Origin of the sequence: Candidatus Marithrix sp. Canyon 246, assembly GCF_001723685.1 — a bacterium.
Classification (GTDB): Bacteria; Pseudomonadota; Gammaproteobacteria; order Beggiatoales; family Beggiatoaceae; genus Marithrix.
In genome coordinates this window covers 37,695-50,374 of the sequence record NZ_MCBX01000020.1, presented here as the reverse complement: position 1 = coordinate 50,374, position 12,680 = coordinate 37,695, and the positions used below count along the sequence as shown (strand labels likewise).

The window sequence follows — 12,680 nt, the reverse complement described above, 5'->3', positions numbered from 1 at the left end:
GGTGGAAGTCTATGGCAAAATATTAGAAAAATCTTTGATTTTACCGGCTTTTTTATCATTAGGTGGCTTTACTGTAGAAGCACTGGAATTTTGCCAGATGGTTGGTATTGGTACTGCTAATCAAATTAAGCAGTATTAAACAGTTAAATGGTCGGTTATCACCGACCCTACAAATTAGTTTGCGTGATTGTACTCAGGATGAAAATGAATGACATTAGTATCTGTTACAATCTGCTTTCCTAAAGCATGTCCATATATAACTTCATAAGTTACAGGCAATAATCCATCTTTTAAGCGGTATTTTTCATAAGCCGCTATCATTGCTTGAAATTTATGTTTTCCCATTAAACCGCGTGATCTTTCAGAATTAATATTGTGTGCGCCAATATTCTTTAATTCTATCATCAATTCTTTTACTTGTTTATATTGCCATGGCACTCTATCAATATCCATCACGGGATTTTTCAATCCAGCTTGTAATAAGCTATTACCATAATGGTGCATATCAATAAAACTATTCACATTAGCATCTTTATACTGTTCAGTTAAGGCTCTGGTTAATCTACCAGTTCCAGTTCCAACTTCTAAAATATGTTCAGGTTCAATGTCTAACCATTCAACACGTTCTAATAAATTATCTCCTATATTTTTTTGTATAGTGATCCATTGATCATAAGTTAAGGCGGCGCGATCAAATGATTCTGCCACTTTCTGTTTTTCTATCATATAATTGTAAGCTGATTAGATGAATGGTAAAAAATTATGACACCACAACAATATATTATATATGCAACACTAGCTATAATTGGACTTTATTTAGCCTATGTAGTTTCTACAAGTATCATTAATTTGTTTTGGTACCTAATTCAAATTATTATATATGGAGGTTTATTAGGCGGTATATTATGGTATTTACGTAAAGAGGGATTTTTTGAATTATTCAAGAAATAGGGTTAATATGCCACTATAAGCATGTAAACGTTGATAGAAAATTTCTCCATTGGCAAAAAAACCAACTAATGGGAAGTCACCTAAAAATTGTTCGATAACTTTTAATTCCTTAGAATCATTACCAAATAAATTTTCACCACGCCCCATACATGAGTAATATAAACCACCTTTAATTTTTCTGCCGTTTAAACTAGCTTTAATCTGATTAAGCATTTGAAGCATATACTTATAAGCATCATTAGCATCGCGGCGAGTAAATCCAATTGACATACCAAGATTCAGCTTGCTGCCTTATTTAAATCCTCAGTAAATTCTGGTCCAATATCTTGCTTAAATACATCCAATGCTGACTTATCATCCAGACCAATAATAATATTATTGTCACATTGACTAATTCTATGATAGGGACCAATAGCTGAACAGCTTTGAAATAATTTGGTCTAGTATTTATTTTTGACAACAATTAAATAAACATATAAAATGCAATCACGCTAGAATGAAAGACTTACCAGCAGGCAACTAGCACCTATCCTACGTAGCCCAAGCCATAGCTCCCGGCGAATTCAACGTAATGCCAACCCATGCCGAAGAAATGTATGAACCGGATGTGTTTGGTAAAACTGAAAGTGGAAAATTGATTGTGAAGCGGTAACTAACCAAACCTGACAGGTTTACTAATGAGATATTTGAATATGGCAATAACAACAGAAACTCAAAATTCAGTGATAAAGAATGTATAAATATTTTAATACACTTTTAGCAAAGGTTTAACTATCCAATCTTCCGCACCCGGCAGAATATCCTGACTAATTTGAAGATCAACATTATCAACTATCCAAACATGATCATACAAAGGACTATATGTGGTTTCACCAGCAGCCCAAGCAATTAAGCGAAGATCATCAAAATCAGCAGAAACATTTCCAGTTTTAGGAGAATCTAAACGTAAAAATGGCTTCACAGCAATGGCTTGTGCTGGAACTGTCAGGTGAACTTTAAAGGGTGTCCAAGTATGAGCGGCTGGAACCACTAATTCTTCAATTTTGTGGCTTATAGAAGACTTGAAACGAGTGTCATACCAATATACACTCAAAACTACTTTAGCATTTTCACTGGTACGCAACCAGCCAGTTACTGATATTTTCTTTGTAGAAGCTGGCATTTGTACTCTGTCCACCAAAGTCAATATAATATTACTTTTGTCTTTACTATTGCGCCGCAATTGAATACCGCGTTCCCCTGTGTGTGCATATTCAGGACCGATAAACATTTTTTCCCCCTTCAAACGCCATAAAGCTAAATTGCGCTTTTCTTCAGAGACCGACATTTCATCCATAGCTAAGCGCCATAAAGCACCCCCTTCAGAGTTTTCATCGACAGTATTACGTTCCAAACTTCCCGTCCAAAGTAGATCGCGGCCTAAACGCATCAAACCAGTGCCAGTTTTTCCAGAAACCCACTGTGAGCGAGGCAAAGCTAAAATCTTACCGGGGAACACACCACCATCTAAGGAAACCGTTGTAGTTTGCCTATTCGCCTGCTGATTGAAATCAGTTTCCATTGTGCCATTTTCAATCACAAAAGGTCCAATCTCTCTACCAGCAGCTTCACGTGCAATATAATCTGCAAATCTGCCACTAACAGCTTTAGGAATATAATTTTCAATCATAAGCGGATCTGTATAGGCACGTATAACTTTTCCTTTACGAATATGTACAGTCAGCAAATAGCTTTGAAAAGTCATCCAGTAATTTTGATCAAAAGCAAAATTACCAAGTGTCGAAGCCACAAAGGATTGACCATCCCAGTCAAAACCACCGACAACATGTGAACCATGATTAATCACCAGCGTTGTCCCTGATTCACGAGCAATAGCTACTAAATGTTTGATGTTATCATTCAAATGACGGTAGTAATATTTTCTGCCGCTATGAATCATCATAATAACATTATCATATTGTGCTTTAGCTTTCACAATAGCTTCGCGAATATTATTTTCCTGACAATCAGCAGCACCTCCCTTGTTTTGTTTATCAGAAACAAATACACCTATCCCATCCAAGTGTCTAGTGGCATTACAACCTAAGAAAGCAAAGGTTTGTCCAGCTATAGTAATGACTGCTGGTTGCCAAGCTTCTGCTTCTGTAAGACCCGCTCCTACATGCAATAAACCGGCATTATTGATAGCAACAGTTGTATTAATAATACCAGTTTCTAACATATCATAAATATGATTATTACCCAGATCCACTAAATCTACGCCTGCCTGTTTGAGAGCGCGAGCAGCACTGACATGTGTGGCAAAGGCAATGAATTTATCAGGATGAAAACTTATTGGTCTTGGTTCATAAATATTATTATAATAAGGATTTTTAGCTAAGGGTGTTTCTAAATTTAATACAGTAATATGAGGATTTTCCAGTAACGGATGTACCCACTTCAACAGAGATAAATGTTCTTCTGTCCCAGTATTAATTGACAACAAACCATCCTCTCTATTGCCATCTTGATTAGGATCATAATAACGCCGTCCAAACATAGTATCGCCGCCAAAAGTAATAGCTATCGTTTGACCATCATCAGGTGTTAAGCGAAATAACACTGGTTCGCCAACTTGAGCGGCACGAGTGCGAGATAAATAGTCTGGATGTTTGACTGTAACCCATTGAACTGAAGCAGAGGAAGCTGGAATTTCAAACCAACCACTCGCATTACTGGTCACTTGACTTGCAGAAGTGGTGACTTTCACACCTTGGATCGGCAAGCCTGTCAAACTAATGACTCGCCCAGTGATGACCTTAACATGATGATTATCAATCTGATCACCAGCATAAGTTATTGGCAAGCCCGCATAGAGAAAAATTACTAATAAAAATAAATTATAAATATACATAATATTTAAAGAATAAAAGTCTAGTAATAAGGTTAGATCATGGGTTCTGAAGATCGTGGTTTCTTAGAATGAAATATTATTTTGGCATATTCAGTTTTTACTAACACCAAAAGTAAACCACAAATGATTATCAACACCAAAATCACCAAGAATTGATTATATTCATAACTGCCAAAAATAACTCCCTCCCCCGGAGACGGTATTTCATTAAGTTCACACGGCATATTAGAGGTTTTACAAAGTTCTCGAATATGTCTTATCTGGATTACAGGCACAGATTGTTTAGCAAACCTTACCATCACACTGTCAAACCTAATAGGTCGTTCCGACATAATGTTATTCAGTCCGGGTTTAAAAACTTTTTTGCTGCGGTAACCACCCACAGACATGATACCACCTCCAACATTCACATAGGCTTTAATGTCATTATTCCTAGCATATTTATAATAAATTTCCATCCTTTTATTTAAATTATCTGGTTCAGTTATTGTATCAATAAAATCAAGCTTATTCCTGCTTATAATATTTTTAAGTATTTCTATTCCGTTATTTTTTATTCCACGTCCAATATCTTGTCCACCTCCCAATGACGCTGCTACAGAAGTACTTGAAATAATCTCTTTATCATTTAAAATTCTGTTCATGTCAGGCCATGATAATTCAGGAATATTAGCACCATAACTTGAAGCTGCCACACTGTTGATCGCAATTACGTTAAGTTGCAGAATTTCTGCGGCAGCTAACACAGCAAGGTTTAATGCCGGAAAAGAACCACTGAAGCCAGCAGCTATAGTATCTCCTTTTTTGACCCCTGCTTGTTTATAAAAGTCAATCATTACCGCAGCCCAATTAGGATTAATTGTGATCTGTTTATATTCGCGATGAGAAATTATACTTGTAATCGGTGAAAAAGGAATACCTATCAGAGCTGACTTCATTTCAGCTTTCGAGTTGTCCGTATCATCACTTATATGTTTTATACGATAGTTATCTATTACATCCATACCTTTTTTCATAAGGGTAGCAGCCTCAAGTTTTTCCTCATAATGGGGAGCAGGTATATAAATTTTAAAATGTTTGACACAAAAAAAGCCTACTAACGCGACTATTGCCACAGTTAAGTGTACTTTCCAATCAAGTTCATGTAATTTCCAATATATTTTTTTCATAGTTCAACACCCAACATAATAAGAAGCAATTTCACAATAACACTGCATGTAATAATACTTGACAAAGTAGTAACTATACCATAAGAATTAATACTTGAAGCAATCAATCCTGGAATAATATAGCCAATAACGTCTAGCCCTGATATATCTTTTTCAGCTATATAGTTAGTATATATTAATATATCAAATAGATATCCGAATAAAAATCCAAGCAGAATTGTAATTGCTGTTTTTCTTCTACCATATATTATAGTAATATTACTAAAAGACCTGACTACAAAATAGGTAAACAAACTTACGCCAAATGTCACCACAATGTTTAAAGGCTGATCCATATAGAGCGCAATATATCCCGGTACAATTATCCCCCCGGGATATATTCCAACGATCATTGAAAACAAAAAGCTTACAAGAATACCAATAGAAATTGATGCAGTTAAAAGACTTTCGATCATTTTTTTAATTATTCCTTATGTTGTGACTTGAGATCGGTTCTGGAAAAATTGGATCAGTTCCAATCCTTCGTTCTTTATATTACCAATACCAACCACAACTGATGAAGAGTCAAAGGTATCCATTATAATATCAAATATCATTTCTGATTTTGCTCCCTCAGCATTAACAAAAAGATTTGAACTTAATCCTTGTTTCATAGCTGTCTTTATAAGAAACAAACAATGTGAACCTATGATTATATATTTATCAGCCAGCTTCCAGTTAGAGATTGATTCAGCAATCTGTTTTGATCGGTCTAATCTATCAGATCTGGTGTTGATCACCATAATTTTGTGTGGTTTTGATTGATTACGTTCAATAGCACTATCCCAAATTTCTTGAGAAGATTGTGGATCGTTAGCCGCAAAACCATTAATAAAAGCAACTTGCTTTACACCATCAACATCAAGAGTATATTCATGTGCAGCTCCCACATCAGGCATCACCTTATACATTCCTTGTAAGGCTACATCCTTAGGGACATTTAAAGATTGACAAATTTTAATCGCTAAAGCAACATTTGCTTTATGTTCCATATAAGAAAAATTACTCATTTCTTCATCTGATATTTTGTTATCATCTTGCTCAGAAACAACAATTAGTTCGCTATTGCGATCATGACAAGCCATTGTAAATTCTTGCATATAATTCCGTTCACTGGTAAATAGCTTGGCATTTTTAGGAGTCGTTCCAAGAAGAGCAAGTGTAACATCTCGCTCCGTTGGACCCATAACATCAAGATGATCAGCCCGTGTATTTATGATGATACCATGAGTTGATTTAATCATATTTAGTTCAGTTATGGACTGAAGCTCAGGATTCAGCGCCATACATTCCATAACCAATACATTTGCCTTATTTTTAGCAGCAAACGAAACAATCTTCAATTGTTCAATGATGTTAGGCTGATCTGCCAGCCTATAAACAGGCAATTCTACACCTTGGTCAGTGATTAGCCGAGGAATAGTGCCAGTAGTTTTGGCAACTACTTTCAAATCAGCTTCTCTAAGAGCAGCCGCAATCAATCTAGTTACAGAAGATTTACCTCTAGTTCCATTTACATGTATTCTAACGGGAATAGACTTTAAATTCTGAATATGAAAAACATATTCTAATAGAAGGTAAAGTAAGAAAACAATCGTTGAAATTGTTATTATTCCAAAAGTAGTCATAAATTATGTTTGCTCCTAACAAATTATTATTATTATTATAGTGATTATAAAATATACACCACTGCTAAAATCATTCTAGGTCTAAGCTAAAACCAGCTCATATATTATTGACTACAAAAGAACAATTCAAGTTTATTTGTTAATAATTTTTTTATAACCAATATCAGATAACTAATGAAATATTTGAAAATTGCAATAACAACACAAACTCAAAATAAGCACAAACAAGTATGTTATTTAATATAAAATTATGATAAAAAAACAATAACTTGCATATAAAATACTCAAGCAAGTAAATTAATCTTTTTAAAAAACATATAATGTTGTTGAATTTTTCTTCCAAAATATTATACTAATCAGATATAATACTGTGACTGCTAGTTATGAGCTGGTATAGAAGTACAAAGACAATACCATGTAGAACGCGCTGGCAAATGGATAAAACTAACAACTCCAAGCCCAAGATACTTTGTAGTAGTAGATGACGCAGTGCCCGGCGGCTTAGAACCAGATCCAAGATAGAAACAGAAAACAACTCATGGCATGTATGAACCGGATGTGTTTGGACTGAAACTGGAAAATTGATTGTGAAGCGATAACTAACCAAACCTGTCAGGTTTATAAATATAGTACAACTAATTAAGAAAATCCCTGCTTACATGCAATCTCTGTAGTTATCTTGATGGATGAAAATGAATTACATTAGTATCTGTAACAATCTGCTTTCCTAAAGCATGTCCATATATAACTTCATAAGTTACAGGCAATAATCCATCTTTTAAGCGGTATTTTTCATAAGCCGCTATCATTGCCTGAAATTTATGTTTTCCCATTAAACCGCGTGATCTTTCAGAATTAATATTGTGTGCGCCAATATTCTTTAATTCCATCATCAATTCTTTTACTTGTTTATATTGCCATTGCACTCTATCAATATCCATCACGGGATTTTTCAATCCAGCTTGTAATAAGCTATCACCATAATGGTGCATATCAATAAAATTATTAACATGAATAGCATCATCAACTGTAGCCCAACTAGCACGTAATTCTTGTAAAGTATCTGGACCAAAACTAGAAAAAAATAAAGCTCCATCAGGTTTTAAGACTCGTGCAAATTCCTGAATCACACTATTTATATCTTGACACCATTGCAACATTAAATTTGATACTAATATATCTATACTATTATCAGCAATTGGTAATTGTGCAGCATCTGCACAAATAAACTGTTCTTTAGAAAGTGTAGCTGCTTGTGTTAGCATATGATTCGATATATCAATCGCATACACATTAGCATCTTTATACTGTTCAGTTAAGGCTCTGGTTAATCTACCAGTTCCAGTTCCAACTTCTAAAATATGTTCAGGTTCAATGCCTAACCATTCAACACGTTCTAATAAATTATCTCCTATATTTTTTTGTATAGTGATCCATTGATCATAAGTTAAGGCGGCGCGATCAAATGATTCTGCCACTTTCTGTTTTTCTATCATATAATTGTAAGCTGATTAAATGAATGGTAAAAAATTATGACACCACAACAATATATTATATATGCAACACTAGCTATAATTGGACTTTATTTAGCCTATGTAGTTTCTACAAGTATCATTAATTTGTTTTGGTACCTAATTCAAATTATTATATATGGAGGTTTATTAGGCGGTATATTATGGTATTTACGTAAAGAGGGATTTTTTGAATTATTCAAGAAATAGGGTTAATATGCCACTATAAGCATGTAAACGTTGATAGAAAATTTCTCCATTGGCAAAAAAACCAACTAATGGGAAGTCACCTAAAAATTGTTCGATAACTTTTAATTCCTTAGAATCATTACCAAATAAATTTTCACCACGCCCCATACATGAGTAATATAAACCACCTTTAATTTTTCTGCCGTTTAAACTAGCTTTAATCTGATTAAGCATTTGAAGCATATACTTATAAGCATCATTAGCATCGCGGCGAGTAAATCCAATTGACATACCAAGATTCAGCTTGCTGCCAATCGCTAATAAATGATGTTCTGGATCAATACCAATGATATTTCTAATAACATAATTGTCAGTATCTGAACCCTGAATAGGTATAGCAGCAAAAATATTGCCTGCTACCTTATTTAAATCCTCAGTAAATTCTGGTCCAACATCTTGCTTAAATACATCCAATGCTGACTTATCATCCAGACCAATAATAATATTATTGTCACATTGACTAATTCTATGATAGGGACCAATAGCTGAACAACTTTGAGTTAAACGAGTGGAAACTTCAATTTCATTAGAAAAAATGACACCAGATACGCCGCCGCCTTCACGGATTTCATCAGCTATTTGTAATATCTCATGACGTGAACTAGTAAGCCCTCCAACTAAAAAACCTTCACTTAAACTTTCACTAGTATTAGTAATGTCTTTATCAATTTCTTTAGAACGTGGATCACCATGAGCTACAGTAAATAAAACTCGATTCTTAGCTGCAAATTGATTGAGATTTTCATTTTCTTGAAAAACATAAAAAGAATTTTCTGGAAAATTTCCTAACATTACTGCTATAGCAGGAGTATTAAAATATTGTTTTCCTGAACCACAAATTCCAATTCCAACAGTACCAACCCAACTTGTAACAGGAGTATTAGCTTTAAAAAAATCAAGAATTTCAGGAAGTTCCCCAGCAATTAAATCAGTTACATATAAAAACCCTAGATTGTCGGAGCTACTTAATTCGCCTAATTGAATGAGGCAGGATTCTGCTGCATCTTGCCAAGTGCTTGCACTAGCATGACCAAGTTTAAAATTTTCCATAATTTTCTCTTAAAAAAAACCTGACAGGTTTTAAAAACCTGTCAGGTTTATACATACATATCTACAACTGTTCTTGTTGTTCAGCACCTTCTTTTTGCACTGGCATTAAATCAGCTTTACTAATTCCCAAAGCTAAAGCACTAGCACTAGCTATATAAATTGAAGAGTAAGTACCAATAATTACACCAAAGAGTAAAGCAATTGAAAATCCATGAATTAATTGTCCACCCACAAAGAATAATACTATTAATACCAATGCAGTAGTAACTGATGTCATCACAGTTCGCCCTAACATTTGATTAATAGAAGTATTCATCACCTTAATTGAATCCTGTTTACGTAATTTGACAAAATTTTCTCGTATTCTATCAAATACCACAATAGTATCATTCAGTGAATAACCAATCACGGCAAGAATAGCCGCTAATACAGTTAAGTCAAATTCTAATTGCAACACCGAAAATAAGCCTACTGTTATTACAGTATCATGAATTAAAGCAGCGATGGCACCTAAAGCAAAACGATATTCAAATCGAAATGCAACATAAATCAAGATAGCCAATAAAGTATATAGAATCGCCAACCCACCTTTTTCTACTAATTCCTTACCAATTTGTGGACCAACATATTCTACTCTGCGCATATCTACATCCTTATTTTCAGCTTGTAAAATACGCAAAATTTGACTACTTAAAGGATCATCTTTTGATTCTTCATGTTTACCAATACGAATTAGTACGTCTTGGCTAGTGCCAAAATTTTGTACTGTCGCTTCTGCAAAACCATTTTCTTTTAGAACTTTCCTAATATTTTCAAGTTTTGCAGCTTCTTTATAACCAACTTCAACTAAAGTACCACCAGTAAAATCCAAACCCAAGTTTAAACCTTGTGTAAAGATAGAATATATAGAAACTGCCATTAATAATACGGATAACGCCATTGAAATACTGCGTTTTCCCATAAAATCAATCTTATAATCAAAACGATTTAAAAACATTTATAGTTATTCTCTTTTTATATTTAGACAGGAAGTTTAGTTAAATTACGACCACCATAAAAATAATTAATCACACCACGAGTCAACATTATAGCTGTAAACATAGAAGTGACAATACCTAATGATAAAGTGATAGCAAAACCTTTAATTGGTCCAGTTCCAAAACTAAATAACATCACCGCTGCAATTAAAGTTGTGATATTAGCATCAAAAATGGTGTGGAAAGCTTTTTCATAACCAATATGAATACTTGATTGTGGACTATTGCCGTTAGCTATTTCTTCACGTATCTTTTCAAATATCAAGACGTTAGCATCAACAGCCATACCTAATGTCAGTACAATACCAGCCATACCGGGCAAGGTTAATGTAGCTTGTAACAAGGATAATAAAGCTATTAAAATAATGACATTAGATAATAATGCTAAATTAGCAACCATACCAAAGTTTTTATAGCGCATCCACATAAATAACATCACTGAAAGAAAACCTAAGACGATAGACAATAAGCCCATATCAATATTTTCTTTACCTAAACTTGGTCCAATTGTGCGTTCTTCAATGATTTCCATTGGAGCTTTTAATGCACCAGCGCGTAATAATAAAGCCAGATTGTTAGCTTCACGAGAAGTTAAACCAGTGATTTGAAAATTATTACCAAATTCTTCTTGTATAGTGGCAACATTGATAACTTCTTCAGTTTTACTACGATTAACTATTTTTTTACCATCTACATATTTAGTTTCAACTTGATATTCAATAAAAACAACTGCCATCGGTTTACCAACATTCTTCCGAGTAGTCTGCAACATTCTTTTACCACCTTCGCTGTTTAATCTAACAACAGCGGCAGGGCTTCCAGAACGTTGATCAATAGTAGCAGCGGCATCATTGATTTGATCACCAGTTACAATTAAACGACGTTTTAGTTTAACGGGTTCACCATTACGACGCTTATATAAACGTGAGCCAAATTCATCATCATCGTTGGCTAACATACGAAATTCTAAAGTAGCAGTAGCACCTAAAATTTCTTTAGCTCGCGCTGTATCTTGCACACCGGGTAATTGAACTACAATACGATCTTCGCCTTGACGTTGAATTATAGGTTCAGAAACACCTAATTCATTAACACGATTACGCAGAGTGGTAATATTTTGTTCTATGGCTTTTTCTTTATTGTCTTTTAATGCCTTTTCTGTAAAGCTTAAATATAAACTATATTCATCAGCCTGAACATTTAAATCATTATATTGTTTTTCAATGAATTTTTTAGCTTCAGCAGCCACTTCAAGATCACTGAAAGTAACCATAATGCCACCGTTGCCATCAACTACACGATGAATACCTTTATAACGCAATTTCTTTTCACGAAAGCGACTACGTAATTCAGCAATATAAGTTTCTTCATCCTGACGAATAGCAGTTTCCATATCGACTTGCATTAAGAAATGCACGCCACCACGTAAATCTAAACCTAAATACATAGGTTGCCCACCTAAGCTGCGTAACCAGTCAGGTGTAGCTGGTGCTAAATTTTGTGCTACCACATATTCAGACAAAGCCTTTTTTAAAATAGTATAAGCTTTTAATTGTGTATCGGTATCTTTAAAGCGTACTAATAATTGACGTGGATTCCTATCGATACTAGTATAACTAATATCAACTTCCTTGAGTTTAGCTTCAACTCGATCTTGCACTTGCTCATTAATTTTCATATCTCGTGCATAAGCAGGAGATATTTGCACAGAAGGATCTTCCCCAAATAAATTTGGAAGGGCATACAGCGCACAAATAAAGATTACACTCGCAATCAGTAAATATTTCCAAGTAGGGTATTGATTCATAAAGTTTTCATTGTTCCTTTAGGCATAACTGCGGCAATGGCTTGACGCTGTATTTTGACTTGAGAATTACCAAGATCAATGGCAATAAAATTTTCACCAAGCTCAGTAATTTTGCCTAATAAACCACCATTGGTAACGATTTCATCACCTTTTTGTAAAGTCTCAACCATTTGTTTATGCTCTTTAGCGCGTTTTGTTTGAGGGCGTATTAATAAAAAATAAAACACCACAAATAACACGACTAACATAATAAGGTTAAATAAACCCCCATCTGCGGCTGGGGCATCTGCCGCTAAAGCATTTTGAATAAAAAAATCCATCTTATTTCCTTTATTGAAAGTTAAAA

13 protein-coding genes and 1 pseudogene are annotated in these 12,680 nt (G+C 34.3%); 3 read left to right on the top strand and 11 right to left on the bottom strand.

The window, feature by feature from the left end; all coding sequences use genetic code 11:
• Positions 1-174 precede the first annotated feature (174 nt).
• On the bottom strand, positions 175-726 hold the full coding sequence (locus tag BHU68_RS11080; RefSeq protein ID WP_069470766.1) for a hypothetical protein: 552 nt from the start codon (positions 724-726) through the stop codon (positions 175-177).
• A 36-nt stretch (positions 727-762) separates the two neighbouring features.
• On the opposite strand from BHU68_RS11080, the gene BHU68_RS11075 reads away from it, so the two are divergent.
• Positions 763-951, top strand: coding sequence for a hypothetical protein (locus tag BHU68_RS11075; RefSeq protein WP_069470767.1), 189 nt, complete (start codon positions 763-765; stop codon positions 949-951).
• Here BHU68_RS11075 and BHU68_RS11070 read toward each other — a convergent pair.
• Positions 937-1,221: an FIST C-terminal domain-containing protein gene (locus BHU68_RS11070; protein ID WP_069470768.1), complete on the bottom strand. Its 285-nt coding sequence runs from the start codon at positions 1,219-1,221 to the stop codon at positions 937-939. The genes BHU68_RS11075 and BHU68_RS11070 overlap by 15 nt on opposite strands.
• A gap of 268 nt (positions 1,222-1,489) precedes the next feature.
• On the opposite strand from BHU68_RS11070, the pseudogene BHU68_RS18370 reads away from it, so the two are divergent.
• Positions 1,490-1,603: pseudogene (locus tag BHU68_RS18370) on the top strand (hypothetical protein); the annotation flags it as partial.
• A gap of 93 nt (positions 1,604-1,696) precedes the next feature.
• Here BHU68_RS18370 and BHU68_RS11065 read toward each other — a convergent pair.
• The 5 genes from BHU68_RS11065 to bioC all read right to left on the bottom strand — a co-directional run bounded on the left by BHU68_RS11065 (position 1,697) and on the right by bioC (position 8,176).
• Complete coding sequence (locus BHU68_RS11065) at positions 1,697-3,844, bottom strand: CapA family protein (RefSeq protein ID WP_069470769.1); 2,148 nt, start codon at positions 3,842-3,844, stop codon at positions 1,697-1,699.
• A 32-nt stretch (positions 3,845-3,876) separates the two neighbouring features.
• Complete coding sequence (pgsW, locus tag BHU68_RS11060; protein ID WP_069470770.1) at positions 3,877-5,013, bottom strand: poly-gamma-glutamate system protein; 1,137 nt, start codon at positions 5,011-5,013, stop codon at positions 3,877-3,879.
• Positions 5,010-5,468 carry a poly-gamma-glutamate biosynthesis protein PgsC gene (pgsC, locus tag BHU68_RS11055; RefSeq protein ID WP_069470771.1) on the bottom strand — a complete coding sequence of 153 codons (459 nt, stop codon included), beginning with the start codon at positions 5,466-5,468 and terminating at the stop codon, positions 5,010-5,012. Before pgsC ends, pgsW begins: the two co-directional genes overlap by 4 nt.
• A 15-nt stretch (positions 5,469-5,483) precedes the next feature.
• Entirely contained in the window at positions 5,484-6,680 is a 1,197-nt protein-coding gene (pgsB, locus tag BHU68_RS11050) for a poly-gamma-glutamate synthase PgsB (RefSeq protein ID WP_069470772.1), read from the bottom strand.
• Between the two features lie 674 nt (positions 6,681-7,354).
• The gene (gene bioC, locus BHU68_RS11045; RefSeq protein ID WP_069470773.1) at positions 7,355-8,176 is read right to left on the bottom strand and encodes a malonyl-ACP O-methyltransferase BioC; all 822 of its coding nucleotides are present in this window, start codon (positions 8,174-8,176) and stop codon (positions 7,355-7,357) included.
• A gap of 36 nt (positions 8,177-8,212) precedes the next feature.
• Between bioC and BHU68_RS11040 the strand changes: the two genes are divergently transcribed.
• Positions 8,213-8,401 (top strand): hypothetical protein, encoded by a 189-nt coding sequence (locus BHU68_RS11040; RefSeq protein ID WP_069470767.1) that lies wholly within the window; start codon positions 8,213-8,215, stop codon positions 8,399-8,401.
• On the opposite strand, the gene BHU68_RS11035 is transcribed toward BHU68_RS11040, so the two are convergent.
• The 4 genes from BHU68_RS11035 to yajC form a co-directional block, all read right to left on the bottom strand.
• Entirely contained in the window at positions 8,387-9,490 is a 1,104-nt protein-coding gene (locus BHU68_RS11035; protein ID WP_069470774.1) for an FIST signal transduction protein, read from the bottom strand. The two genes, BHU68_RS11040 and BHU68_RS11035, sit on opposite strands and share 15 nt — an antisense overlap.
• Positions 9,491-9,551: 61 nt before the next feature.
• Positions 9,552-10,487, bottom strand: a complete 936-nt coding sequence (secF, locus tag BHU68_RS11030) for a protein translocase subunit SecF (RefSeq protein ID WP_069470775.1) — start codon at positions 10,485-10,487, stop codon at positions 9,552-9,554.
• A gap of 23 nt (positions 10,488-10,510) precedes the next feature.
• Positions 10,511-12,334: a protein translocase subunit SecD gene (gene secD, locus BHU68_RS11025; protein WP_069470776.1), complete on the bottom strand. Its 1,824-nt coding sequence runs from the start codon at positions 12,332-12,334 to the stop codon at positions 10,511-10,513.
• Positions 12,331-12,654 carry a preprotein translocase subunit YajC gene (gene yajC / locus BHU68_RS11020; RefSeq protein WP_069470777.1) on the bottom strand — a complete coding sequence of 108 codons (324 nt, stop codon included), beginning with the start codon at positions 12,652-12,654 and terminating at the stop codon, positions 12,331-12,333. Before yajC ends, secD begins: the two co-directional genes overlap by 4 nt.
• Between the last annotated feature and the right edge of the window lie 26 nt (positions 12,655-12,680).

Coding starts and splice junctions, on each gene's coding strand:
- pgsC (WP_069470771.1), bottom strand. CDS start 5,468: ATGATCGAAAGTCTTTTAACTGCATCAATTTCTATTGGTATTCTTGTA.
- pgsW (WP_069470770.1), bottom strand. CDS start 5,013: ATGAAAAAAATATATTGGAAATTACATGAACTTGATTGGAAAGTACAC.
- secD (WP_069470776.1), bottom strand. CDS start 12,334: ATGAATCAATACCCTACTTGGAAATATTTACTGATTGCGAGTGTAATC.
- BHU68_RS11065 (WP_069470769.1), bottom strand. CDS start 3,844: ATGTATATTTATAATTTATTTTTATTAGTAATTTTTCTCTATGCGGGC.
- BHU68_RS11035 (WP_069470774.1), bottom strand. CDS start 9,490: ATGGAAAATTTTAAACTTGGTCATGCTAGTGCAAGCACTTGGCAAGAT.
- pgsB (WP_069470772.1), bottom strand. CDS start 6,680: ATGACTACTTTTGGAATAATAACAATTTCAACGATTGTTTTCTTACTT.
- yajC (WP_069470777.1), bottom strand. CDS start 12,654: ATGGATTTTTTTATTCAAAATGCTTTAGCGGCAGATGCCCCAGCCGCA.
- secF (WP_069470775.1), bottom strand. CDS start 10,487: ATGTTTTTAAATCGTTTTGATTATAAGATTGATTTTATGGGAAAACGC.
- BHU68_RS11075 (WP_069470767.1), top strand. CDS start 763: ATGACACCACAACAATATATTATATATGCAACACTAGCTATAATTGGA.
- bioC (WP_069470773.1), bottom strand. CDS start 8,176: ATGATAGAAAAACAGAAAGTGGCAGAATCATTTGATCGCGCCGCCTTA.
- BHU68_RS11070 (WP_069470768.1), bottom strand. CDS start 1,221: ATGTCAATTGGATTTACTCGCCGCGATGCTAATGATGCTTATAAGTAT.
- BHU68_RS11040 (WP_069470767.1), top strand. CDS start 8,213: ATGACACCACAACAATATATTATATATGCAACACTAGCTATAATTGGA.
- BHU68_RS11080 (WP_069470766.1), bottom strand. CDS start 726: ATGATAGAAAAACAGAAAGTGGCAGAATCATTTGATCGCGCCGCCTTA.